Origin of the sequence: Sphingomonas edaphi, assembly GCF_003583725.1 — a bacterium.
Lineage (GTDB): Bacteria > Pseudomonadota > Alphaproteobacteria > Sphingomonadales > Sphingomonadaceae > Sphingomicrobium > Sphingomicrobium edaphi.
On record NZ_QXTF01000001.1, the window covers coordinates 161,389 to 183,372 of the forward strand.

The following is a 21,984-nucleotide window of genomic DNA, read 5'->3' on the forward strand; positions in this document are numbered from 1 at the left end:
ATGAATCGCCCGATCCTGACCGCCGATCAAATGCGCTCCGCCGAGGCGGCTTCGGGCGTACCGGAAACCGAACTGATGGAACGCGCGGGCAAAGCTCTTGCGGAGGCCATCCACCTTTTCATCGGCCCGCGCCCCACGCTGGTCCTTGCCGGACCCGGCAACAATGGCGGCGACGGCTATGTCGCGGCCCGTCACCTCGCGGCGAGAGGCTATGACGTCAGGGTTGCGGCCCTTGCCGAGCCAGCCTCGGACACCGCGCGATGGGCGGCGTCGCAATGGGCCGGACCGGTCGAACCCTTTGTCGAAGCGCGACCGGCCGAAATCCTGGTTGATTGCCTGTTCGGTACCGGCCTGACGCGAGGCCTCGAAACGGAGATTGCCGGCCGGTTGACCGAACTGGTCGACGGCTCAGTCGTAGCGGTGGCCTGCGACCTTCCCAGCGGCATCGCGTCCGATGACGGCTCGACCCTTTCTACGGTCAGCGATTACGACCTGACCGTCACCTTCGGCGCGTTGAAGCCATCACACTGCCTGATGCCGGCGAAACAGCATCTCGGCCGATTGGTCCTCGCCGACATTGGCATAGCGGCCGAAAGCAATTGGTTTGAAATTGGTGCTCCGCAGATTCCGCCGCTCGATCCGGCGGGCCACAAGTACGACCGCGGCCTGGTGCATTGCCTTGCGGGCAAAATGCCGGGCGCCATCGCCTTGGCAGCTAGGGCGGCAGCGCGCGCCGGTGCCGGCTATGTTCGAGTTAGCACGTCGCGTGCCATCGACGGACTTCCGGCAGCCATCGTCCAGACGGACACGGCCGTCCTCAATGATCCGCGCGTCGGCTGCCTTCTTGTCGGACCCGGTCTTGGCGACATTCCGCAGGTCCTGACCCTCGCGCTGACGGCGCCGCGACCGATCGTTATCGACGCCGACGCCATCGGCCTGGTCGGCGAGCCGGAGCGATTGCACGGTCATGACGTCATCCTTACCCCGCACGAAGGCGAGTTCGTGAAGCTGTTCGGAGAACTTGAAGGCAGCAAGCCCGAGCGCGCGCTCGCCGCGGCCAGTCGCTCGCAGTCGGTGGTCGTCTACAAGGGCCCGGATACATTGGTAGCCTCACCTGACGGCCGCCTCGGCTTCGCGCCGCCGGCGCCCGCATGGCTAGCCAGCGCAGGCACGGGCGACGTGCTTGCCGGGATCATCGCGACGATGCGCGCGCGCGGCCTCCCTCCATTTGAGGCTGCTTGCGCGGGTGTCTGGTTGCACGGCAGCGCCGCGGAACGTGCCGGGCCTCGCATGATTGCCGACGATCTGATCGCGGCCATATGAGCGATCCTATCGTTCGCATTGCCGCCCGGGGGGACGGGGTCACTGCAGGCGGACAGCACGTAGCGTTTGGCGTTCCGGGCGACATGCTTCTCGACGACGGCACGCTCCAACAGGGACCCGGCCATCAGCAGCCGCCTTGCCGCCATTTTCCAGCCTGCGGGGGCTGCCAGCTCCAGCACCTGACCGATGCCGCCTATGCCGATTATTGCCGGTCCCGGGTGGCCGGCGCCCTCGCTCAGCATGGCCTGGAAACAGAAATCGCTGAACCGCATCTCTCGCCGCCGCGGACCCGCCGCCGCACCTCGCTGCGCGCCTTGCGGGCGGGTGGGCGTGTCCTTATCGGTTTCAACGAAGCCGGGTCGAACCGCTTGGTCGACATGGCCGAATGCCATGTGCTCCATCCCGCGCTGTTCGAACTTGTAGCGCCGCTGCGCCGCCTGCTTGACGTCATCCTGCCGGCTCGCCGATCGGGTGAAATGCAAATGAGCTTGGTCGATCAAGGCGTTGACGTCTCGCTGAAGGGTGTGGAGGTGACCGGCCTCGAAAGTGTCGAGCGCCTGACCGACTTTTGCGAGCAGCATGGTCTGGCCCGGCTGAGCGTTGACGAAGGCTATGGCCCCGAAACCCGGTTTGAGCCGCAGCCCGCCACTGTAACGCTCGGTGGCACGCCGGTGAATTTTCCTTCGGGAGCCTTTCTCCAGGCGACCTCCGATGGCGAAGCCGCGCTCGTCCAGGAAGTCCGCAGCGCCTGCGCCGGGGCCGCCCGCATTGGCGACCTATTCTCCGGTCTTGGTACCTTCGCGCTTTCGCTGGAGGGCCAAATAACCGCAGCGGAGGCCGCTCGCGACGCCGTGCTGTCACTGAAGCTGGCAGCCTCGCGCGCGAGCAGGACCTTGGTAGTCGAGCATCGGGATCTCTATCGCCGACCGTACGACCCAAAGGAATTGGCGGCATTCGATGCAATCGTGCTCGACCCACCCCGGGCCGGCGCACTGGAGCAGGTGCGTGAGTTGGCAAAATCCGAGGTGCCGCGCATCGCCTACGTCAGCTGCAACCCCGCGACCTTTGCGCGCGATGCAGAAATGCTGGTTGCCGGCGGTTACCGCCTCGACCGGGTGCGGCCGGTCGGGCAATTCCGATGGTCGACCCACGTCGAGCTGGCGGCTGCCTTCAGCCGTTAGGGGCTACCAGCCGAGACAATCGTGCAGGATCCGCAGTCCCGCATGCAGCGTCAGGCCAAACAGGCACAGCGAAGCCAGCGCGAATACCGGCAGTCGGAAACGGACAATGTTGGACGTGCACTGGATCAGGCTGTGGATCACCCGGAAAGCGACATAGCCCCAGGCGAGCCAGAGGTTGATCGGCTGGTCCATGCCCATGAGCGCGAGCGAGATGACGATCGCATAAAAGATCGTCGGCTGTTCCATGAGATGATTGTAGTTGTGGGACTTCCACTGAGCCTTGGGGTCGGCCCGGCCTTCCAGGTCAACGCCGCGGCCACCGGCAGGAATGTTTGAAAAGTTGATGCCGAGCCGGCGAAATTCCCGCCCACGCGATACCAGCATCCACAACATGACGACGAGTGTCCAACCGACCAGCGCAACGACCGGCGCGAGCAGCGGGCTGTAACTCATGAAAATCCCTCCCCCTGGATAAACCAAGGGGAGGGTGCGTCAGATCGTTTCGGTGTGCAACCGAATTAGTCGAACATCTTCGCGAAGCGGCGCTTCTCGCGGTTCTTCCAAGCACCGCGATGATAAGCATCGCTGGCGATCAGAGGTAGAACCGAGGTGGCTTCTGCGAAGACCATCTGTTCGAGCGCCGTCGAAACCTTGCCCCACGAGGCAGCTTCCTGGAGCGTCGATGAGGAGCAGGCGCCGTCGCGAACGTCGGCTACGGTAATCTGGATCGCGTATTTGTGGACCTCGACATCGTCATGGCCGAGAATTTCCGCGCAGACGACCGTGTCCTGGGTGAAGTTCTTCGGAACGCCACCGCCGATCATCAGCAGTCCGGTTGTGCCCGCCTTGATCTTGATGTCGGTCAGTTCGCGGAAGTCGGCGATGGCATCGAGGACCATGTAGTGGCCGCCGCGCTTCATCGCATCGACCTGATGCTTGACCAGGCCGAAGCCCGCCGAGCTATCGACAAATGCCGGACAGAAGATCGGCACATCGTGCTCATAGGCCGTCTGCACCAGGCTGTTGGCCTTCTTGGCATTGCCCGCGGCCAGCCACTTGCCCATTTCCTTGATAAACTCGCGGCTCGAATAGGGACGCGGCTCCAGGCTGTCGGCGATCTTGCCGATCGTGTGGTCGCAATCTTGAAGCGCAACTTCGTCGATATAGGTGTCGTAGATGCGGTCGATGTAAAGCGAGCGCAGCGTATCGTCGTCGGGGATTTCGTTCGCCTGATAATGCTTGTGACCAAGCGCTTCGAAGAAATCCATATCGACGATCGTCGCGCCGGTGGCGACGATGGCGTCGACCATATTGTTCTTCACCAGCTCGGTGTAGAGGTCCATGCAGCCACCCGCCGAGGTCGACCCTGCAACGACCAAGATAACCGAGCATGCCGGATCATTGAGCATCTGGTTGTAGAGACCCGCGGCGCGCGAAGTATCGCGGCTGGTGAAGCTCATCTTGCCCATGGCATCGATGATCGGACGCGCGTCGAACGAAGTGATGTCGATATGCTCGACTTCGGTCTTGAGCAGCTCAGCCTTGCGGGTGTCGTTGATCTGGCTCTCGTCCTGGACCTTGTGGAGGGTGTCGATGCTCATTCAAATCTCCAATGCAGGCCGGCCCCCGGCAGATGCCGGGGACCGGTCCAACTTTTCCACTAGTCTCCGGCCCTGCCGGAGCACAACGCCGCTACAGCGTGATGACGTTCGAAGCGGCCACGCGTTCCAAATGGGGCGCGTAAAGCGAGGCCATGGGTTCGTCGTCAACGATAACCCGATCCTCTACGCCGAAGCCGTTGAAGCCGGTGCGCATGGCACAGCCGTAGGCACCGAGCATTCCGACTTCGATATAATCGCCAGCCTGGACATCGGCGGGCAGTTCGAACGGCCCAGCCATGTGGTCGAGGTCGTCGCACGTCGGTCCATAGAAGCTGAAAGGCATCTCACGGGTGTCCGATCCACCTTCGCGGATCAGCTTGACCGGATAACGCCAACCGATGTGCGCCGCATCAAACAGAGCGCCATAGGCGCCGTCGTTGATGTACAGTTCGCTGCCGCGACGCTTTTCGACGCGTACCAGCACGCTCGCATATTCTGCGCACAGCGCTCGGCCCGGCTCGCACCACAGTTCGGCCGAATAGCTGATCGGCAGCGCTTCGAACGAACGGTGGATGACCTCGAAATAGGCTTCCAGGGCAGGGGGCTCCATGCCCGGATACCAGCTGGGGAAACCGCCGCCAACATCGACGATGTCGACGGTGACAGCTGCTTCGACGATCGCGTCGCGGACCCGGCCCATTGCTTCACCATAAGCAGACGGGCTCATCGCCTGACTGCCGACATGGAAGCAGAGACCCAGCGCGTCGGACGCCTGGCGCGCAGCCATCAGCAGAGGCTTGATGTCCCCGGGCTCGGCGCCAAACTTGGAAGCAAGGCTAAGCTTGGAGTGATCCGACGAAACCCGCAGGCGCACCAGCAGGTTAAGATCGGTCGCGGGCACGCCATCGGTCGAGGTCGCGCGGACGATTTTGTCCAGCTCCTCAAGCGTATCTAAGCTGAAGGTTTTCACGCCGTAGGTGAAATAGGCTTCCGCGATTGCTTCCTCGGCCTTCACCGGGTGCATGAAGCACAAGGTCGCACCGGGCAGCGTCGCCGCTACAAGGCGCACTTCGCCGAGCGAAGCGACGTCGTAGTGTGTGACGCCTGCGTCCCAAAGGATCTTCAGCAGATCCGGCGACGGGTTGGCTTTGACCGCATAAAGCGACTTACCCGGAAACTTCTCCACGAAGAAGCGGGCAGCACGCTTGGCGGCATGCGGACGAAGAAGCGTGACCGGCTGAACCGGTCGGAGGGCAGTCGCTAGCCCCAGCGCGCTATGGTGCTTGAACAATTCAAGGGACCTCCAACGGGTAGTTCGACATAAAGCTGCCTTGCGGTTGGAAGTCCCATGGGGCAGCGGAGGCGCGATATATGGTTGGCGGACCCCCATGTAAAGATTTTTTGGACCCCCAATAAAGTCGTCGGCCCTCGTGCAGTCCTCTACATGGCTCGCTTCATCGAATATCTAAGGAGTACAATAGCTTGGCTGAAAGTCTGACGGTGACACGCGATGATGTTCTGGCAGCGGCCGGGCGAATTTCCCGCTGGGTGGAGCGGACCCCGCTAATCGAAGCGCAGATTCGCGGTCACAGGCTGTGGCTTAAATGCGAATCTCTGCAGACCGGCGGCTCGTTCAAGCTGCGCGGGGCGACCAACCGGCTGTTGCAGTTGAACGATGAAGAGCGGCGGCGGGGTGTCGTCGCCTTTTCTTCGGGCAATCATGCACAGGGCGTAGCGATCGCGGCCAAGAGGCTGGGCATGCCTGCAACCATCGTCATGCCGGCGGACGCGCCCGAACTGAAGATTGAGAACACCAAGTCGCATGGCGCCGAAGTCTTGCTTTACGACCGGCGGACTGAAGACAGGGTCGCGATCGCGGAGCGGCTTGCGGAATCGACTGGGGCAACGGTCGTACCGAGTTTCGACGATCCGCACATTGTTGCTGGGCAAGGTACGGTCGGCCTCGAGCTCGCCGAGCAGTTGAGCATTAGCGGCGCGGGCCAGTTGTCCCGAGTTGTCGTCAATTGCGGCGGGGGCGGCCTCGCAGCCGGGATTGCGCTGGCATGCCCGGACGCTGACGTAGTTCCGATCGAACCGGACGGGTGGGACGACATGCTTCAGTCGCTCGCTCTTGGTTCAATCGTCCCTGTTGGCAAGGACGCGCCGGCGACGATGTGCGACGCTATTCAGACGCCGCAGGTTTCGCCGATCACGTTCGGAATTCTCGCCGCGAGGAACGCGCGAGGCGCCGCAGTCAGCGATGCCGAAGTGGCAGCAGCGGTGCGTTGGGCGTGGCACGAGCATGGTCTGACCGTGGAGCCGGGCGGGGCGGCGTCGCTTGCCGCAATTCTCTCCGAAAAGGTCGCGGTTGTCCCGGAAACGGTGATTGTCTTGTCAGGCGGTAATATCGACCCGGCGCTTCACGCCAGGCTGGTCGCTTAGCCGTTGGCGATCCGATATTCGCCAGGTTCGACGTGCGCCGGGGAGTTTCGCTCAACCGCGCGCGTTAGTTCTTCCAGTTCTGCGGCCAGCGTCTGGAGTTCGGCAATCAACACCTTGGGGTCGATTTCCGCAAGGTTTGCCGACGCGTCGAGCAACGTATCCAGCATCATTGCGATGCAGGGGAGGATGGTTTCTTCGATGCGCTCGAACGCTTCCTCGAGACGAACCTGTTGTTGCTGGACTTCCGGCATGGCGCGCAGCATGGCGGATTCGGGTTAAGAAGCCGTGAAGGGAACCGAATTGGGGACGACCGCATCCGCCGCATTGGCCATCACGATGATCGCGGCCGTCCTGCTCATCATATTTGGCATCCGGAGCCTTCGCCTGCCCAACGGAAAGCAGCGCGGATTCCTGATGATCGCGTGCGGAATCGTCTTCGTCGTCAACGTCCTGATCTGGACCCTTTAACTCAGCGGATCGGGCAGCTCGGATCGAGGCGGAAGTCGAGGTAATCATCCACGCTCTTCATGAGCAGGTCGAGCTCGTTCGCGAAGAAGTGGTTCGCGCCCGGGATCGTGTCATGGGCGATCGTGATGTGGCGCTGGGTGCGCAGCTTATCGACCAGCTTCTGGACCGCGCCCGGCGTCACTACCTCGTCGGCTTCGCCCTGGATGATGATGCCCGATGCGGGACAGGGCGCGAGGAAGCTGAAATCATACATGTTTGCCGGCGGTGCGATTGAGATGAATCCGCGGATTTCCGGGCGGCGCATCAAAAGCTGCATGCCGATCCACGCGCCGAAGCTGACGCCAGCAACCCAAGTGACCTCGGCCTCAGGATGGATCTGCTGGACCCAGTCAAGCGCCGACGCGGCGTCGCTCAGCTCGCCGATGCCGTTGTCGAACGTGCCCTGGCTCTTGCCAACGCCGCGAAAGTTGAAGCGCAATGTCGCAAAACCACGGCGGACAAAGTCCTTGTGGAGGAGCTGCACGATCTTGTTGTTCATCGTCCCGCCGGCCTGCGGATGGCTGTGCAGGATCAACGCAACTGGCGCACGCGGGCGCGGGCCGGGGGTGAAGCGGCCTTCCAGACGGCCTTCGGGTCCGGGAAAAATCACTTCTGGCATGGGCGCTCGCTTTACGGTGTGAAACTTTTGACCGCGATAGGGTGCACCGCGGCGGCGGCTCCTATATAGGGCTGGCCCGAGCTCTGGCAACGGCAGGATTCCTCAGCTTTCATGACCCGCATTTTCCTCGATCACGCCGCAACGACCGATGTCCTCCCCGAAGCCCGCGCCGCGCTGCTTAACGGCTTCGATGCTTGGGCCAATCCCAGTTCGCCGCATGCTGAAGGCCGCGCCTCGCGCGCCTTGCTTGAGAAAGCTCGCGATACGATCCGCGAAGTGCTGGGTTGGCGTCATGACGTCATCTTCACGAGCGGGGCGAGCGAATCCGTGGAAATCGCTGCAAAGCGCGCCAAGATTGCTGGCCGGGCTCACGGCGCGACCGAGCATGCGATCGTACCCTTCGCCATGGGTCCTGAATCGAAGGTCATTCCGGTCATGTCTAACGGCCTGATCGACGAAGCGGTGCTTGATAGCGTGCTGGCGGAAGGGCCATCGCTCGTAGCAATCCAGCAAGTTAATAATGAGACGGGCATCATCCAGCCGCTGGATCGGATCGCTTCAAAAGTGCGTAACACCGGCTCGCTGCTGCTTGCCGATTGCGCGCAGGGCGCAAGCAAGATGCCGCTGCCCGATGCCGACTTCATCGCCGCCTGCGCCCACAAGCTCGGCGGACCGCCGGGCATTGGCGTGCTGCTCGTCAAGGACCTAGCCACGCTCGAAGCGATCGGCGGGCAGGAAAAAGGCTATCGCCGCGGCACGCAGGATACGCCCAACGCCATGTCGTTCGCGGCTGCGCTGGCTGCCCGGCCTTATGACATGGAGCGTCTATCCGCACTCCGTTCGCGCCTCGAGGAGGGCGTAAAGGCCAATGGGGGCATCGTGATCGGCGAAGAATCGCCACGTGTCGCGACGATCGGAGCAATCTCGCTACCCGGCGCGTCCAGCGCCTCGCTCCTCGTCCAGTTCGATCTCGCGGGTATCGCCGTTTCCGCCGGTAGTGCCTGTTCGTCGGGGGCAATGAAAGGAAGCTCGGTACTCGCAGCAATGGGCATTGAGCCCGAGGTGGCCGCCGGCTTCCTCCGCATTAGTTTTGGACCGGAAACGTCCGAATCCGACGTCGACGCATTCCTCGCCGAGTGGCAGCGCATCGCGTCCCGTTCCAAAGCGGCATGATCTACCTCGACTACCAGGCGACCACACCAGTTGCGCCGGAAGTGCTGGCGGCCATGCGGCCCTGGATCGAGGAAAAATTCGCTAATCCGCACAGCCCGTCGACTTGGGGACGGGAAGCGGCCGCCAATATAGAAATCGCTCGCGATCGTATCGAGGCGGCTGTCGGCCTCGATGGCGGCCGCTTTGCCTTCACCAGCGGCGCGACCGAAGCGCTCAATTGGGCGCTCAAAGGAACGATGGAACGGTCGAGCCGGCGAAAGCTGGTGACGATCGCGACTGAGCATGCTGCGATTCTCGACAGTGTCGACTGGCTCGAGGAGCAAGGTGCCGAGGTGGTTCGACTGGGCGTAGGGCCGGACGGACTGGTCGACCTGAAGTCCGCGGAATTGGCTATCGACGACGACACGGCGCTGGTCTCGGCGATGCTGGTCAACAACGAGATCGGCGTTATCCAGCCCATCGCAGATCTCGCCGCCATTGCGCACGACCGCGGCGCCCTGATGCTCTGCGACGCGGTCCAGGGCTTCGGACGAATGGCCATTCCGCCGGGTCCCGATCTCGTTGCCATATCCGGTCACAAGATCCACGGTCCAAAGGCTATCGGCGGCCTGTGGATGCGGCGGGGCGCCGAGCCCGCCGTGGTGATGCACGGCGGCGGGCAGGAACTGGGATTGCGCTCGGGCACCTTGTCCCCCGCACTATGCGTAGGCCTGGGTGAAGCGGCCCGGCTGGCTGCAGAGCGCCGCGACGCGGACACTGTGCATGTTCGAAAGCTATCGCAAATAGCGCGAGCAACCCTCGATGAAGGCTGGCTAATCAACGGAAGCCAAGAACAGCGTTATGCTGGCAATCTGAACATTCGACGACCCGGCCTCGACGCGGCGCGGCTGATGGCAGACCTACGCAACGTGGCATTCTCACTCGGTTCCGCCTGTGCCAGCGGGTCGGGCCGCCCCAGCCACGTGTTGCGCGCCATCGGGCTTGGCGACCGGGATGCGCGTTCGTCCATCCGCCTTGGCTTTGGCCGCTACACCGGCGAAGAGGAATTGGCATCCGCGTGCCGCCGCATCGACGAGGCAGCACGCGAACAATTGGGTCTATCCGCATGATTCGAGTGCGCTTTCTCAAAGCTGACGGCACGCTCGACCATGAGGTTGACGCGACCGAAGGGACGAATCTGCTCGATCTGGCCCAGGCCGAGGGACAGCCGCTGGAAGGTGCTTGCGAGGGCCAGATGGCCTGCTCCACCTGCCACGTCATCATTGCGAAGGAAGACTTCGGCCGCCTTCCTCCGGCGAGCGAGGAGGAGGATGACTTGCTCGACCTGGCATGGCAGGTCCGTCCCACGTCCCGGCTCGCCTGCCAGATCATGCTGACAAAAGATCTCGGGTCGTTGACGGTCCAGATGCCGGGCGGGGCTTATAATCTGGATCGCTAGGCGCTTGCGCTTGCTGACTTCCGTCGCCATATGCCGCCGCGGAAGTCGGTGGGCGGGGCTGTCGCCAACCTGGTCAGATCCGGAAGGAAGCAGCCACAACGATTTCGTCCCGGGTCACCGGCTTCCACCTCCCAAAATGCCGTGACGGTTGTTCAGGTCGACCCTACAAAGGTCCCGATGTCCGATTCACCCGACCAAAATGATGAGCCCGGCCTGGGCCTCGATCTTCCCGAACAGACCAAGCCGGCAGCGGATAGCCATTATCGCGTACTGGCTCGCAAATATCGTCCGCAGACCTTTTCCGAGCTGATCGGACAGGACGCAATGGTGACGACGCTCGGCAATGCGATCGAGCGCGGCCGGATCGCCCACGCGTTTTTGCTGACGGGCGTCCGCGGCGTCGGCAAGACCTCGACAGCGCGGCTCGTTGCCAAGGCATTGAACTGCATCGGTCCGGACGGGCAGGGAGGTCCAACGATCAATCCCTGCGGCGTCTGCGAACCCTGCCGGGCGATTGCCGATGGGCGTCACATCGACGTTATCGAAATGGATGCCGCCAGCCACACCGGCGTCGACGACGTACGCGAGATTATCGAGGCGGTTCGCTACGCGGCGGTTTCAGCCCGCTACAAGATCTACATCATCGACGAAGTTCACATGTTGTCGAAAAGCGCGTTCAACGCGCTGCTGAAGACACTGGAGGAACCGCCCGCGCATGTGAAATTCCTGTTCGCAACCACCGAGGTTAACAAGGTTCCGGTCACGGTCCTCTCGCGTTGCCAGCGGTTCGACCTGCGCCGCATCCCTGCCGAGAAGCTGGCGGAGCATTTTGCGCACGTCGCTAAAGCCGAAGGCGTTGAGGTGGAGGACGAGGCGCTGCAGGCTATTGCACGTGCTGCCGAAGGTTCCGCCCGCGACGGCCTTTCCATCCTCGACCAGGCGATTGCTCATGGGGAGGGTAGCGTCACCGCGGCACAGGTGCGCGACATGCTCGGCCAGGCCGACCGAGGCCGGGTCCGCCGGCTGCTCGACACGCTGTTGGCCGGCGACCTGTCTGCAACCCTCGCCCAACTGGACCAGGCGCATGAGCTGGGCATCGATCCGGCCTCGCTCATCCGTGGCCTAATGGAATCGATGCATGCCGTGACCCGGTCCAAGGCGGGTGCCAAGGCAGACTTGCTTCAATCTGCCGAGGAACGGGATGCGGCCGCCGAACTTGCGCAGCGGATGAGCTGGGCTAGCCTGCACCGTCTCTGGCAGTTGTTGTTAAAGGGGCTGCAGGACGTCAACATCGCTCCGGACCCGCATGAGGCAGCGACGATGGCGCTGCTTCGCATCATTCATGCGGCCGACATGCCCGACCCGTCGGCCTTGGCAGCGATCCTGGCCGGCGGCGTCGCACCCGCAAGCGCAGCGGTGCCTGCCACTGTCCCGCCACCTTCTGAAGCGCCGGTCAACGCGGTCACCGATTTTCCGGCACTTGTCGATGCGATTGAGCGGCAGGGCCGTCAGCTGCTCGGCCTTCAGCTACGCGACCACATCGGGTTGGTCAGTTTTGCGCCCGGCGAACTCGCGCTGAAGCCGCTGAAACCGCTTGGCCCCGATTTTCCACGGGAACTTGCCGCCGCGGCCAAGGAGGCGACCGGGACGGCGTGGCAGGTCCGCCTGACCGATGAGGGCGGGGCGCCTTCGCTCCATCAGCAGGAAGCGATGGCAGAGGAACGAATGCGCGCCGAAGTGCTTGAAGAACCGAATGTGCGGGCGCTACTCGACCAGTTTCCCGAAGCGACCCTTGAATCGATCGACCAGAAAGAGGCCTGACATGCCCAGTCTCGAAGAAATCATGAAAATGGCCGAAGCTGCCCAGGCGCAGCTGGCGCAGGCACAAGACAATCTCGACAAGGTCGAAGTGGAAGGTGCTTCGGGCGGCGGCCTGGTTAGGATCAAGGCGACGGCGAAGGGTCGCATACTGGGAGTCTCGATTGACGACAGCCTGATGGTGCCGTCGGAAAAATCGATGCTCGAGGACCTAATTGCCGCCGCTTTGAACGATGCCCGCGCCAAGGCCGACGTGGCGGCGGGAGAGCAAATGAAATCGATGACCGATGGGCTGCAGCTGCCGCCCGGCTTCAAGATGCCGTTCTAATCCCCGCATCCCTGTAGAAAATCCTGCTTGTATCCCCCGCGCAGTCCGTCAAGATTGCGTTTGCTCGGTTATGGTTAACGCTCGGGGGTGACGGCGTGGGAGAACTGGGAGCAATGCAGGACTGGTCGCTCCGTGTGATGCGGCTGGTGGATCATGCGGAACGCGAACATGCCGAAGGCGAAATTGTGTCCGCCTGGGCCAACGGCACGATCACCCGGACAAACTGGAAGGAAGTTGGCCGCGACGCGCGCCGGATGGCGCAGGCGCTGGAAGCGTGGGGAATAAAGCCGGGCGACCGGGTCGCCACGCTGGCCATGAACCATGCCCACCACCTGACTGCCTGGTACGGCGCGATCGGAATGGGAGGCATCCTCCACACCATCAATCCGCGCCTGTTCGACGACCAGCTGGAATATATCGCCAACCACGCGGAAGACCGCGTGCTGCTCTACGACCATGCCTTCGCGCCGCTGGTCGAGAAGATGAAGCCGCGCTGGACCAGCATCGAATATTATGTCTGTTTCGACCCGCCGGCTGACTGGCAGGGCGACATCAGCTTTACCGACTGGATTGCCGGTCAGGACGGCATTTATGAATGGGTCGATGGCGACGAGCGCGATCCTTGCGCGCTTTGCTACACAAGCGGGACAACCGGAAATCCCAAAGGCGTACTGTACGAGCATCGCTCGACGATGCTGCACACGCTCGCCGAAGCCGCCCCGGACGTGTTCAACCTTTCCGCGCGTGCTGTCGTCGTACCGATCGTTCCGATGTTCCATGCGAATGCCTGGGGCATCCCTTGGGCGGCGCCGCTAACGGGCTGCAAGCTGGTCTTGTCCGCCGATTACCGACCCGCGCAAATGTGCAAGCTGTTCCATGATGAAAAGGTCAGTCACTCGGCCGGCGTTCCGACCATCTGGCTGGGCATGATCGAACATATCGAGCGGACAGGCGAGGGCCTGGGCAGCCTGCAATATGTGACGATCGGCGGTTCGGCCGCCCCGCGGGCGATGATCAAATGGTTCCGCGATCGCGGGGTTCAGGTAGGCCACGCGTGGGGCATGACAGAGACTTCGCCAATCGGCTCGATGGGCGCACCACCGCACGGGTGGGAAAGCCTCAGCGACGAACAACAGATGGGCTATATCTGCCGGCAAGGACGCGTTCCGTTTGGGATCGAACACCGCATCGTCGACGACGCGGGCAATGTGCTGGCTCGGGACGGTAAGGAGAGCGGGCGTCTGCAGGTGCGCGGTCCCTGGGTCGTGAAGCGCTACTTCAAGGAAGAACATGATTCGCTCACTCCCGACGGTTGGTTCGACACCGGGGATGTGGCCATCCTTCATGCCGACGGGACGATGCAGATCACGGATCGCAGCAAGGACGTAATCAAGTCCGGCGGCGAATGGATCAGTTCGATCGAACTCGAGAATGCGGCCGTGGGCTGCCCCGGCGTTGCCGAGGCCGCCGCGATCGGCATTCCGCATCCCAAATGGGACGAGCGGCCGCTACTAATCTGCGTAAAGGCGCCCGGCAGCGACGTCTGCGCCGACCGGATCCGCGACCATCTATCGGCCCACGTCGCTCGATGGTGGCTTCCCGACGCGATCGAGTTTGTGGACGAGCTTCCTCACACGGCCACGGGTAAGCTCAGCAAGAAGACGTTGCGGGAGACGTTTAGCGACTATCGCTTCGCTGATGCAGAGGACATGGTCGGGCGCGACTGACGGCGTTCTAGCACTGGATTTCACGCGCTCCTGCGACTACATGCGCGGGCAAATCCCCACTTGTTTCGGAGCATCGCGACCCCATGGCCGCCCAATATTCCTACGTCATGAAGGGCCTGACTAAGACCTTCCCCGGCGCCCCCAAGCCCGTCCTCAACGGCATCCACCTGCAGTTCTATCCGGACGCCAAGATCGGCATCGTCGGTCCGAACGGTACCGGCAAGTCGACCCTGATGAAGATCATGGCCGGTCGCGACACGGAATTCTCAGGGGAGGCCTGGGCAGGTGAAGGCATTACGGTCGGCTACCTTGAGCAGGAACCGGAGCTGGATCCCAACAAGACCGTCATGGAAAACGTTCGCGAAGGAGTGAAGGAAGTGGCCCAGATGATGGACCGCTTCAACGAGATTTCCACGTTGATGGGCGATCCGCCCGCCGACGCGGATTTCGACGCGCTCATGGCCGAAATGGGCGAGCTCCAGGAGAAGATCGACGCCGTCGACGGGTGGACGCTCGACAACCAACTCGAGATCGCGATGGATGCGCTTCGCTGTCCTCCTGGCGACAGCCCAGTCACGAGCCTGTCGGGCGGCGAAAAGCGTCGGGTGGCGCTGACCCGCCTGCTGCTGGAGAAGCCCAGCATCCTCCTACTGGACGAGCCGACCAACCACCTCGACGCCGAAAGCGTCCAGTGGCTCGAAAAGCACCTCGTCGATTATCCGGGCAACGTCATCCTCGTCACCCACGACCGCTACTTCCTCGACAATGTCGTGAATTGGATCCTGGAGCTCGATCGCGGAAAATACTTCGTCTACGAGGGCAATTACTCGACCTACCTCGACAAGAAAGCGAAGCGCATCGAGCAGGAAGCGCGCGAGGATGAGGGTCGCCAGAAGGCGATCAAGGAAGAACTGGAGTGGATCCGGCAGTCGCCGAAGGCGCGCCAGACTAAGTCTAAGGCCCGTATCAAAGCATTCGATGCACTCGTCGAAGCATCGGAGAAGCGGTCGGTCGGCAAGGCCCAGATCGTCATCCAAGTGCCCGAACGCCTCGGCGGCAACGTCATTGAGGCGCAGGGCCTGACAAAGGCTTATGGCGACAAGCTGTTGTTCGAGGATTTGTCGTTCAATTTGCCGCCGGGCGGCATCGTCGGCGTCATCGGTCCCAACGGCGCCGGCAAATCGACGCTATTCAAGCTGATTACCGGCCAGGAACAGCCCGACGGCGGATCGATCAAGATCGGCGAGACGGTTCGCCTTGGCTATGTCGACCAGAGCCGCGATGCGCTCGATCCCAAGAAGAATGTCTGGGAAGAAGTGAGTGGCGGTCATGAGCTGATGACGATCGGCAAGCAGGAAATGCAGACCCGCGCCTATGTCGGCGCCTTCAATTTCAAGGGCGTCGATCAGCAGAAGAAGGTCGGCCAGCTGTCCGGCGGCGAACGCAACCGTGTTCACCTCGCCAAGATGTTGAAGGAAGGCGGCAACGTCCTCCTGCTGGACGAACCGACCAACGACCTCGACGTCGAAACGCTGCGTGCGCTTGAAGACGCGCTCGAGAACTTTGCCGGCTGCGCCGTGGTCATCAGCCACGACCGCTTCTTCCTCGATCGTCTCGCGACGCACATCCTCGCGTTCGAAGGCGACAGTCATGTCGAATGGTTCGAAGGAAACTTCGAAGCCTATGAAGAAGACAAGCGGCGTCGCCTGGGTCCGGAAGCGGATCGACCGCACCGGATGACCTACAAGAAGCTCACCCGCTAAACCTTTGCTGCTGGCGAACTGCTCTTACGGGAGCGGTTCGCCAGTCGCATCCTCCGTGGCGATCACGGCGCGCTTGCGGCGGGATGCCGCATCGAGGCTCCACGGACCGGGGCCTGCCGCCGCGATCAGCAGGAAGACGAAGCAGAAGAGGATGGCAGCATCGCCGCCGTTGACCGACGGGAACGTCGATTTGGGCGCGTGGAACATCCAGTAGGCGACCGCCATCTCACCCGAGAGCAGGAACGCAACCGGCCGCGAGAACAGACCAATGAGCAGCATTAGTCCGCCGACGAGTTCAAGTAAGCCCCCGATCCACATGAACGATCCAGCCGGGGGTAGCGGCATAGGGGAGGGCGGAAAGCCAACCAGCTTTGAACTGCCGTGGAGCAAAAAGATCAGCGCGGCGACAATGCGGAGCAGGCTCAAGGCTTCCGGGGCGAAACGGCCGTCGATCCGGGTCATGGCAATCCTTTGCTAAACGAGAAACGGACGGAAACGATGCTGCGTTTCGCGTCCGTAACTGTCAATCGGCATCAAGCTTAGAGCGTGACCTTCGCCTGGTGCTCGTCCTGATGCTCTTTGCCCGGATCGATGTCGAACAACATCTTCAGCGCGGCGGCCTTCATCGTCGCGCCTGGCGTGGCCTCCCAGATGTCCGCCCGGTCGGTGTCGAAGCGGATCAGCGCGAGGTCAGGATCGTCTTTGCCATCCTTGTACCAGCTGGCGATGATCGGATTCCACAAGCGCTCGATCACCTGGCGGTCATTGTCTAGCGCCAACGTCCCGTGGATATGGGCGAACAGGCCGTGACCCTTGGAAGCGAAGGTCGCGATGGCGCGGTGCGACTGCCCCATGTCCTTGGCCAGATGCTCGCTTCGCGACGCAAAGAAATAGATGGTCCCACCATCTTCCTTGTCGCCATCCTCCGGGCGATCGACCTGGGCGGTCATCGGGCGGGTCCGGCTATCTTCGACACCTTGAAGTCCAAGCATGACGAAGGCGGAATCGTCTAGCTCTTTCCAGAACTTCTTGCGCAGTTCGTTTTCCGGCGCATCTTCGCGTCCAAACATCCGGGCTCTCCTCTAGAATCGTCGCACCCTAAACGGGTGAGGTGAGGGCGCGTTCCTGTCAGCGAAGCCGTTTCACCATCATGCGCCCATCGGCCCCAACTTTGGTCCCGAAATTCGGAACGGCCTTGATGAGGTCGGACAGCCGCGTGAAACCGTAGTTGCGCACCGCAAAGCTCGACACGGCTTTGGCCCGCTGGCCCATCTCACTCAGGCTGGCATAACCTTCCTCGTCGCGCTTCGACGTCTTGAAAGCGGCTCCCAGCACTTGGAGCAACTCATCGTCTACCCGGCGCTGGCCTTCCGCGGCCGGGGGAGCCTCGAGTTGTTCGTCATTGGCATTCACGAGGGCCGAGACGTCGAAGAAGCGGGTGCAGGCCTGTTGGAAACTCATCGGCGTCTTGGTCGTACCGAAACCATAAACCGGAAGTCCGTCTTCCCTGATCCGCTGGGCGAGGGGAAGAAAGTCCGAATCTGAGGACATGATCCCGAACCCATCGACATGGCCGCGATAGAGCAGGTCCATCGCGTCAATGGTCATGCGCATATCAGTCGAGCTCTTGCCTTTGACGACGTCGAACTGCTGCATCGGGATGATCGAGTGAAGACCGGTGAGATTGCCCCAGCCTTTGAGGCTGGTCTTCGCCCAATTGCCATAGGCCCGGCGAATATTGATGGTTCCCAGTTCGCCCAGCACGAGCAGCACCTCGTCCAAGTGTTCCGGGGACGCATTGTCGGCATCGATTAGCAGCGCGATGTTTAGTTCGACTTCGGCGTAATCGCTACGGTCAGTCATTCAGTTCCTGCTCCCAACACCTGTTCTCACCGCAACGGCAACGGAACGAAACCGGCCTCTGCACGTCATAGTCCCTGCAGGGGCGGGGACTAGTGCCTGTGTATCGGAGGAACAGAACCATGAAACGAATTCTTCTCGCATCGACTTTGGCGGTCTCGCTGTCGGCCTGCGCGACCAATCCTTACGGCTATAACGATCCGTATTACGGCAACAACAATCAGACAAATCGTGCCGTTACCGGCGCGGCCATCGGTGGCGCGGCTGGTGCGGCCATCGGCGCAGTCGTTCCCGGCGTGAACCCGATCGAAGGCGCAGTCGCTGGCGCTATCCTCGGCGGTGTTGCCGGTGCGGTTATCAAAGGTCGCCAATATTACCGCGATACGCGCGGCTATTGTTACTACGTCGATCAGTACGGTAACCCGATTTACGACTATAACACGCGCTGTTAGTCGCAAATGTTCAGACGGGGCGGAAGCGATCTTCCGCTTCGTCGAGCATCCATAATTCGCCATCGCGAATGGAGAAATGGCACCCGACGAGCTTCAGGGTGCCATTTTTTTCGCGCTCGGCGACGAATGGAAAGGTGCGCAAGTTTTCGAGGCTCTGTCGGATTGCGACTTCCTCCAATAGGCGCTGGGCCTCCTCGCCGGTGCCATGAGCCTTGGAAATCTCCTCGGCGCGATCCTCGATTTGCGACATCCATGCGGCGACAAACCCGCCTTCGCCGACCGGCGCCTCGTGGAAACAGCCGGTTAGCGCGGCGTAGATCCCACCGCACCGCTCATGGCCCATCACCATGACTTCGGGGACGTTGAGTTGGGTTACGGCAAATTCGAGGGCGGCGGATACGCCATGGCGTCCGCCACCGCGCTCGTAGGGAGGAACGAGGTTGGCGACGTTTCGTACGACGAAAATCTCTCCTGGATCGGTGTCGAAGATCGTCGCCGGATCGGCCCGGCTATCGCTACACGCAATGATGATGGCTCTGGGTGACTGGCCTTCCGCCAGTTCCTTCCAGCGCTCGCGCTCCGCTTCTACGCGGTTCGCGCGAAAGCGCCGATAGCCCGCCAGCAGGTTTCCGAAGCCTTCCATCCATGAACTCCCTTTTGGACACGCCGGTTAATGGGCGAGGGCGGGGGTGGCAAGGTCGGCTCCAAATCGCTATCTGGCCCGCCATGAACGCTCCGCTTCCCATTCCTCCCAAACAGCGCAAGCCCGACTGGATCAGGGTCAAGGCGCCCGTCAGCGAAGGCTACGCCGAAACTCGGCGCTTGATGCGCTCGCTGAATCTTGCAACGGTCTGCGAGGAAGCGGCCTGCCCAAACATTGGTGAGTGCTGGACGAAAAAGCACGCGACCGTAATGATTCTGGGCGACACCTGCACCCGCGCCTGCGCCTTCTGCAACGTGAAGACAGGCATGCCTCGCGCGGTTGATCCGCTGGAGCCTGAGCATGTCGCCATCGCGGCGGCTAAGCTGGGGCTGGAGCATATCGTCATCACCTCGGTCGATCGCGACGACCTGCCGGACGGCGGTGCATCGCAGTTCGTGAAGGTGATCGAGGCGCTGCGTCGCGAGACACCGGATACCACGATCGAGATTCTGACCCCGGATTTCCGCAACAAGCATGAGGCAGCGGTAGAGGCGATCGTTGCCGCGCGCCCGGACGTCTACAACCACAACCTCGAAACCGTTCCGAGGCTCTACCCCACCATCCGGCCTGGCGCTCGCTACTATGCTTCACTTCGCCTGCTCGAGCAGGTGAAAAAGCTCGATCCATCGATCTTCACTAAGTCGGGCATTATGGTCGGCCTGGGCGAGCAGCGGCTCGAAGTGCACCAGGTCATGGACGACATGCGCTCCGCCGGAATCGATTTCCTGACGATGGGCCAATATCTCCAGCCGACGCCGCGCCATGCGAATGTCGAAGAGTTCGTCACCCCGGATGCATTCAAGGCGTATGCCTCGATCGCTCGCGCCAAAGGCTTTCTGCTGGTCGCCGCGTCGCCGCTGACCCGCTCGAGCTATCATGCCGGCGACGATTTCCGGAAGATGCAGGAAGCGCGGTCCGCGCAATTGGCCCGGGCAGGGGGCGTGACTGCCTGATGCCAAGGCATAGCGAAACCAAGCATCTTCCCTATACACCCGAGCAGCTCTTCGACCTCGTCGCCGATGTAGCGCGCTATGACGAGTTCCTGCCTTGGGTGTCCGCCGTCCGCATTCGGTCGTCCAGCGACACAGAAATCGTTGCGGACCTGATCGTCGGCTTCAATGCCTTCAAGGAACGGTTCACCAGCCGCGTTACCAAGGAACGGCCCAACCATATTGTTGTCGACTATGTCGAAGGCCCGCTCAAATATTTAAAGAACGAGTGGCGCTTTGATCCCTCGGCAGACGGCGGGACCGACGTCTATTTCTCGGTCGATTTCGCGTTCAAGTCCCGGATATTCGAGACACTTGCCGGCCAGATGTTCGATCGCGCCCTGCGGCGCATGACCGGCGCGTTCGAACAGCGCGCGGCCGCGCTTTACGGCAACAGCAGTTCCAGCGCGCAAAGCGCCGCCTGACGCCGCACGCCCGATCGGCCGCCGGTGGCATCGAATAGCTTTTGGTCGGCAACGACCTGGTCCGCCCCGGCACCCTTCTCCGCCCGCGCAAACACGACGGTACCGACGGGCTTTTGTTCAGTCCCTCCGTCCGGACCCGCAATGCCGGTCACAGCGACGGCAACATCCGCACCAGAGGCTTCAAGGGCGCCCTGCGCCATAGCCCATGCCGTCGCGACGCTGACCGGGCCGAATGTCTCGACCACGTCCAGACAGACGTTGAGTTCTGCCATCTTGGCGTCATTGGAATAGGTGACGTAACCCGCTTCGAATACGTCGGAGGAACCCGGGATCTCGGTGATGGCTGCGCTGACCAACCCTCCGGTGCAGCTTTCCGCGACGGCGATCCGCCGGCCGGCCTTGCGGTTTGCTTCCACGACTTCCCGAGCCTTGTTGACCATATCCTCGGGCAGGATGAAGTCGTTCATTGCTGACGTTCCATTCTGATTGTGGCGACCGCTTGTGCGGCCATACCTTCGCCGCGGCCGGCAAAACCGAGCTTTTCCGTCGTTGTCGCCTTTACGCTGACGCATGACAGGGAGATGTCGAGAATCTCCGCGATTCTGGAACGCATCACCTCGCGGTAAGGGTTCACCTTCGGTGCCTCGCAAATAATGGTGCAGTCGACACAGTCGATGATCCCGCCCTCGCGTCTGACCAAATCAGCCGCGTGTGCCAGGAATACCTCGCTCGCAGCGCCTTTCCATTGCGGATCGGATGGAGGAAAATGTGCCCCGATATCGCCAAGCGCCGCTGCGCCCAACAGGGCGTCAGTGATGGAATGAAGCGCGACGTCAGCATCACTGTGGCCCGCCAGGCCCTTGTCATGCGGAACCTCAATCCCGCCCAGCATGATCGGTCCTGGCCCGGCAAAAGCATGCACGTCGAAGCCCATTCCCGTCCGGCTGATCATCCTTGCCTCCTGAAAGAATTCGGCTCGCGCCCAGTCGGCAGCAGTCGTGAGCTTGTCGAGCATGACGTCACCTTCAACCGCAACAACGTCTATGCCCGACGCACGGGCGACCGTGGCCTCATCCGTCGGTGCTTCGCCGGCCCAGCTCGCATACGCTCGGCGAAGCGCATCAAGGCGAAAGGCCTGCGGCGTCTGGACCCGTACGGCGTTCCTGCGGTCGATGGCTTCGCCCAGCTTGCCGTCCGATCGGGCCAGCGTATCCGCGACAGCAAGCACCGGGACAGCCGCATCATGCCCGGCAAACGCATCGAGCAACCGATCGATCACGTCGGGCGGGCAGAAAGGGCGGGCAGCGTCATGAACGAGGATGACGTCACCCTCGACAGCGGTCAGGCCGGCGCAAACGCTGTCGCTACGTTCGACTCCGCCGACGATCAATTCGCCAACTTCTCGCTGACCCAAGGCTTCGCGAGCCAAGGCTTCCTGGCCTTTGCCAATGACGACGCGAACCTGGTTCACTCTTGGGTGGGACGCCAGCGCGTCGACCGCATGGGCCAGTACCGACTTGGCGCCAATCCGTTGAAATTGTTTGGGGACGTCGCCTCCCAGCCGGCTTCCCGAGCCGGCAGCGACAATCAGTGCCGTGACGATCATGGCGCGCGCCTTGCCCGCTCAATGGCCTT

Annotated in this window: 25 protein-coding genes and 1 other RNA gene; 15 read left to right on the forward strand and 11 right to left on the reverse strand. The window is 62.2% G+C overall.

The window, feature by feature from the left end; genetic code table 11:
• Together D3M59_RS00810 and D3M59_RS00815 are read left to right on the forward strand one after the other, a co-directional pair.
• Positions 1-1,323 (forward strand): NAD(P)H-hydrate dehydratase, encoded by a 1,323-nt coding sequence (locus tag D3M59_RS00810; RefSeq protein WP_199662331.1) that lies wholly within the window; start codon positions 1-3, stop codon positions 1,321-1,323.
• The gene (locus D3M59_RS00815) at positions 1,320-2,504 is read left to right on the forward strand and encodes a class I SAM-dependent RNA methyltransferase (protein WP_119530627.1); all 1,185 of its coding nucleotides are present in this window, start codon (positions 1,320-1,322) and stop codon (positions 2,502-2,504) included. Before D3M59_RS00810 ends, D3M59_RS00815 begins: the two co-directional genes overlap by 4 nt.
• Positions 2,505-2,507: 3 nt before the next feature.
• Here the strand turns inward: D3M59_RS00815 and D3M59_RS00820 are convergent, their stop codons facing one another.
• The 3 genes from D3M59_RS00820 to D3M59_RS00830 form a co-directional block, all read right to left on the reverse strand.
• Positions 2,508-2,957 (reverse strand): MAPEG family protein, encoded by a 450-nt coding sequence (locus tag D3M59_RS00820; RefSeq protein WP_119530630.1) that lies wholly within the window; start codon positions 2,955-2,957, stop codon positions 2,508-2,510.
• Between the two features lie 65 nt (positions 2,958-3,022).
• Positions 3,023-4,105, reverse strand: a complete 1,083-nt coding sequence (locus D3M59_RS00825) for a 1,9-bis(guanidino)-5-aza-nonane synthase (RefSeq protein WP_119530632.1) — start codon at positions 4,103-4,105, stop codon at positions 3,023-3,025.
• A gap of 91 nt (positions 4,106-4,196) precedes the next feature.
• On the reverse strand, positions 4,197-5,396 hold the full coding sequence (locus tag D3M59_RS00830; RefSeq protein WP_119530635.1) for a type III PLP-dependent enzyme: 1,200 nt from the start codon (positions 5,394-5,396) through the stop codon (positions 4,197-4,199).
• A gap of 191 nt (positions 5,397-5,587) precedes the next feature.
• On the opposite strand from D3M59_RS00830, the gene D3M59_RS00835 reads away from it, so the two are divergent.
• Positions 5,588-6,547 (forward strand): threonine ammonia-lyase, encoded by a 960-nt coding sequence (locus D3M59_RS00835; protein WP_199662332.1) that lies wholly within the window; start codon positions 5,588-5,590, stop codon positions 6,545-6,547.
• On the opposite strand, the gene D3M59_RS00840 is transcribed toward D3M59_RS00835, so the two are convergent.
• Positions 6,544-6,810 (reverse strand): hypothetical protein, encoded by a 267-nt coding sequence (locus tag D3M59_RS00840; protein WP_119530637.1) that lies wholly within the window; start codon positions 6,808-6,810, stop codon positions 6,544-6,546. The genes D3M59_RS00835 and D3M59_RS00840 overlap by 4 nt on opposite strands.
• 37 nt (positions 6,811-6,847) lie before the next feature.
• Between D3M59_RS00840 and D3M59_RS12000 the strand changes: the two genes are divergently transcribed.
• On the forward strand, positions 6,848-7,015 hold the full coding sequence (locus D3M59_RS12000) for a hypothetical protein (RefSeq protein WP_158581910.1): 168 nt from the start codon (positions 6,848-6,850) through the stop codon (positions 7,013-7,015).
• A 1-nt stretch (position 7,016) separates the two neighbouring features.
• Here the strand turns inward: D3M59_RS12000 and D3M59_RS00850 are convergent, their stop codons facing one another.
• Entirely contained in the window at positions 7,017-7,673 is a 657-nt protein-coding gene (locus D3M59_RS00850; RefSeq protein ID WP_119530642.1) for an alpha/beta hydrolase, read from the reverse strand.
• Between the two features lie 111 nt (positions 7,674-7,784).
• Between D3M59_RS00850 and D3M59_RS00855 the strand changes: the two genes are divergently transcribed.
• The 8 genes from D3M59_RS00855 to ettA all read left to right on the forward strand — a co-directional run bounded on the left by D3M59_RS00855 (position 7,785) and on the right by ettA (position 15,920).
• The gene (locus tag D3M59_RS00855; protein WP_119530645.1) at positions 7,785-8,846 is read left to right on the forward strand and encodes a cysteine desulfurase family protein; all 1,062 of its coding nucleotides are present in this window, start codon (positions 7,785-7,787) and stop codon (positions 8,844-8,846) included.
• Positions 8,843-9,955 (forward strand): cysteine desulfurase family protein, encoded by a 1,113-nt coding sequence (locus D3M59_RS00860; RefSeq protein WP_119532797.1) that lies wholly within the window; start codon positions 8,843-8,845, stop codon positions 9,953-9,955. Before D3M59_RS00855 ends, D3M59_RS00860 begins: the two co-directional genes overlap by 4 nt.
• Positions 9,952-10,284 carry a 2Fe-2S iron-sulfur cluster-binding protein gene (locus D3M59_RS00865; protein WP_119530648.1) on the forward strand — a complete coding sequence of 111 codons (333 nt, stop codon included), beginning with the start codon at positions 9,952-9,954 and terminating at the stop codon, positions 10,282-10,284. Before D3M59_RS00860 ends, D3M59_RS00865 begins: the two co-directional genes overlap by 4 nt.
• Positions 10,285-10,321: 37 nt before the next feature.
• An RNA gene (gene ffs / locus D3M59_RS00870) (signal recognition particle sRNA small type) lies at positions 10,322-10,416 on the forward strand.
• Positions 10,417-10,461: 45 nt separating this feature from the next.
• Positions 10,462-12,105: a DNA polymerase III subunit gamma/tau gene (locus tag D3M59_RS00875; protein ID WP_119532798.1), complete on the forward strand. Its 1,644-nt coding sequence runs from the start codon at positions 10,462-10,464 to the stop codon at positions 12,103-12,105.
• 1 nt (position 12,106) lies between these two features.
• Positions 12,107-12,430, forward strand: coding sequence for a YbaB/EbfC family nucleoid-associated protein (locus D3M59_RS00880; RefSeq protein ID WP_119530651.1), 324 nt, complete (start codon positions 12,107-12,109; stop codon positions 12,428-12,430).
• 113 nt (positions 12,431-12,543) lie between these two features.
• Positions 12,544-14,157 (forward strand): long-chain fatty acid--CoA ligase, encoded by a 1,614-nt coding sequence (locus tag D3M59_RS00885; RefSeq protein WP_199662334.1) that lies wholly within the window; start codon positions 12,544-12,546, stop codon positions 14,155-14,157.
• 83 nt (positions 14,158-14,240) lie between these two features.
• Positions 14,241-15,920, forward strand: coding sequence for an energy-dependent translational throttle protein EttA (ettA, locus tag D3M59_RS00890; protein WP_119530656.1), 1,680 nt, complete (start codon positions 14,241-14,243; stop codon positions 15,918-15,920).
• Between the two features lie 24 nt (positions 15,921-15,944).
• Here ettA and D3M59_RS00895 read toward each other — a convergent pair whose 3' ends face one another.
• The 3 genes from D3M59_RS00895 to D3M59_RS00905 form a co-directional block, all read right to left on the reverse strand.
• Entirely contained in the window at positions 15,945-16,382 is a 438-nt protein-coding gene (locus D3M59_RS00895) for a DoxX family protein (RefSeq protein WP_119530659.1), read from the reverse strand.
• A gap of 77 nt (positions 16,383-16,459) precedes the next feature.
• A complete protein-coding gene (locus tag D3M59_RS00900) occupies positions 16,460-16,990 on the reverse strand; it encodes a pyridoxamine 5'-phosphate oxidase family protein (protein WP_119530661.1) in 531 nt (176 codons plus the stop codon).
• Positions 16,991-17,048: 58 nt separating this feature from the next.
• Positions 17,049-17,783 carry an NYN domain-containing protein gene (locus D3M59_RS00905; RefSeq protein ID WP_119530664.1) on the reverse strand — a complete coding sequence of 245 codons (735 nt, stop codon included), beginning with the start codon at positions 17,781-17,783 and terminating at the stop codon, positions 17,049-17,051.
• Between the two features lie 119 nt (positions 17,784-17,902).
• Here D3M59_RS00905 and D3M59_RS00910 point away from each other — a divergent pair, with 119 nt between their 5' ends.
• On the forward strand, positions 17,903-18,232 hold the full coding sequence (locus D3M59_RS00910; RefSeq protein WP_119530667.1) for a YMGG-like glycine zipper-containing protein: 330 nt from the start codon (positions 17,903-17,905) through the stop codon (positions 18,230-18,232).
• A 10-nt stretch (positions 18,233-18,242) separates the two neighbouring features.
• Here D3M59_RS00910 and D3M59_RS00915 read toward each other — a convergent pair whose 3' ends face one another.
• Positions 18,243-18,875, reverse strand: coding sequence for a carbonic anhydrase (locus D3M59_RS00915; protein WP_119530670.1), 633 nt, complete (start codon positions 18,873-18,875; stop codon positions 18,243-18,245).
• A gap of 83 nt (positions 18,876-18,958) precedes the next feature.
• On the opposite strand from D3M59_RS00915, the gene lipA reads away from it, so the two are divergent.
• The gene (lipA, locus tag D3M59_RS00920; protein ID WP_119530673.1) at positions 18,959-19,888 is read left to right on the forward strand and encodes a lipoyl synthase; all 930 of its coding nucleotides are present in this window, start codon (positions 18,959-18,961) and stop codon (positions 19,886-19,888) included.
• The gene (locus D3M59_RS00925; protein ID WP_119530676.1) at positions 19,888-20,349 is read left to right on the forward strand and encodes a type II toxin-antitoxin system RatA family toxin; all 462 of its coding nucleotides are present in this window, start codon (positions 19,888-19,890) and stop codon (positions 20,347-20,349) included. Before lipA ends, D3M59_RS00925 begins: the two co-directional genes overlap by 1 nt.
• On the opposite strand, the gene D3M59_RS00930 is transcribed toward D3M59_RS00925, so the two are convergent.
• Together D3M59_RS00930 and D3M59_RS00935 are read right to left on the reverse strand one after the other, a co-directional pair.
• Entirely contained in the window at positions 20,310-20,816 is a 507-nt protein-coding gene (locus D3M59_RS00930) for a CinA family protein (protein WP_119530679.1), read from the reverse strand. The two genes, D3M59_RS00925 and D3M59_RS00930, sit on opposite strands and share 40 nt — an antisense overlap.
• Positions 20,813-21,955 carry a bifunctional 2-C-methyl-D-erythritol 4-phosphate cytidylyltransferase/2-C-methyl-D-erythritol 2,4-cyclodiphosphate synthase gene (locus D3M59_RS00935; RefSeq protein WP_119530682.1) on the reverse strand — a complete coding sequence of 381 codons (1,143 nt, stop codon included), beginning with the start codon at positions 21,953-21,955 and terminating at the stop codon, positions 20,813-20,815. Before D3M59_RS00935 ends, D3M59_RS00930 begins: the two co-directional genes overlap by 4 nt.
• Positions 21,956-21,984: the final 29 nt, after the last annotated feature.

What these genes read in the sequence shown, in the direction of transcription:
- D3M59_RS00840 (WP_119530637.1), bottom strand. Translation starts at nt 6,810, where the DNA reads ATGCTGCGCGCCATGCCGGAAGTCCAGCAACAACAGGTTCGTCTCGAG.
- D3M59_RS00815 (WP_119530627.1), top strand. Translation starts at nt 1,320, where the DNA reads ATGAGCGATCCTATCGTTCGCATTGCCGCCCGGGGGGACGGGGTCACT.
- D3M59_RS00930 (WP_119530679.1), bottom strand. Translation starts at nt 20,816, where the DNA reads ATGAACGACTTCATCCTGCCCGAGGATATGGTCAACAAGGCTCGGGAA.
- D3M59_RS00925 (WP_119530676.1), top strand. Translation starts at nt 19,888, where the DNA reads ATGCCAAGGCATAGCGAAACCAAGCATCTTCCCTATACACCCGAGCAG.
- D3M59_RS00810 (WP_199662331.1), top strand. Translation starts at nt 1, where the DNA reads ATGAATCGCCCGATCCTGACCGCCGATCAAATGCGCTCCGCCGAGGCG.
- lipA (WP_119530673.1), top strand. Translation starts at nt 18,959, where the DNA reads ATGAACGCTCCGCTTCCCATTCCTCCCAAACAGCGCAAGCCCGACTGG.
- D3M59_RS00935 (WP_119530682.1), bottom strand. Translation starts at nt 21,955, where the DNA reads ATGATCGTCACGGCACTGATTGTCGCTGCCGGCTCGGGAAGCCGGCTG.
- D3M59_RS00895 (WP_119530659.1), bottom strand. Translation starts at nt 16,382, where the DNA reads ATGACCCGGATCGACGGCCGTTTCGCCCCGGAAGCCTTGAGCCTGCTC.
- D3M59_RS00865 (WP_119530648.1), top strand. Translation starts at nt 9,952, where the DNA reads ATGATTCGAGTGCGCTTTCTCAAAGCTGACGGCACGCTCGACCATGAG.
- D3M59_RS00905 (WP_119530664.1), bottom strand. Translation starts at nt 17,783, where the DNA reads ATGACTGACCGTAGCGATTACGCCGAAGTCGAACTAAACATCGCGCTG.
- D3M59_RS00855 (WP_119530645.1), top strand. Translation starts at nt 7,785, where the DNA reads ATGACCCGCATTTTCCTCGATCACGCCGCAACGACCGATGTCCTCCCC.
- D3M59_RS00820 (WP_119530630.1), bottom strand. Translation starts at nt 2,957, where the DNA reads ATGAGTTACAGCCCGCTGCTCGCGCCGGTCGTTGCGCTGGTCGGTTGG.
- D3M59_RS00850 (WP_119530642.1), bottom strand. Translation starts at nt 7,673, where the DNA reads ATGCCAGAAGTGATTTTTCCCGGACCCGAAGGCCGTCTGGAAGGCCGC.
- ettA (WP_119530656.1), top strand. Translation starts at nt 14,241, where the DNA reads ATGGCCGCCCAATATTCCTACGTCATGAAGGGCCTGACTAAGACCTTC.
- D3M59_RS00915 (WP_119530670.1), bottom strand. Translation starts at nt 18,875, where the DNA reads ATGGAAGGCTTCGGAAACCTGCTGGCGGGCTATCGGCGCTTTCGCGCG.
- D3M59_RS00875 (WP_119532798.1), top strand. Translation starts at nt 10,462, where the DNA reads ATGTCCGATTCACCCGACCAAAATGATGAGCCCGGCCTGGGCCTCGAT.
- D3M59_RS00900 (WP_119530661.1), bottom strand. Translation starts at nt 16,990, where the DNA reads ATGTTTGGACGCGAAGATGCGCCGGAAAACGAACTGCGCAAGAAGTTC.
- D3M59_RS00910 (WP_119530667.1), top strand. Translation starts at nt 17,903, where the DNA reads ATGAAACGAATTCTTCTCGCATCGACTTTGGCGGTCTCGCTGTCGGCC.
- D3M59_RS00825 (WP_119530632.1), bottom strand. Translation starts at nt 4,105, where the DNA reads ATGAGCATCGACACCCTCCACAAGGTCCAGGACGAGAGCCAGATCAAC.
- D3M59_RS00880 (WP_119530651.1), top strand. Translation starts at nt 12,107, where the DNA reads ATGCCCAGTCTCGAAGAAATCATGAAAATGGCCGAAGCTGCCCAGGCG.
- D3M59_RS00885 (WP_199662334.1), top strand. Translation starts at nt 12,544, where the DNA reads ATGCAGGACTGGTCGCTCCGTGTGATGCGGCTGGTGGATCATGCGGAA.
- D3M59_RS00860 (WP_119532797.1), top strand. Translation starts at nt 8,843, where the DNA reads ATGATCTACCTCGACTACCAGGCGACCACACCAGTTGCGCCGGAAGTG.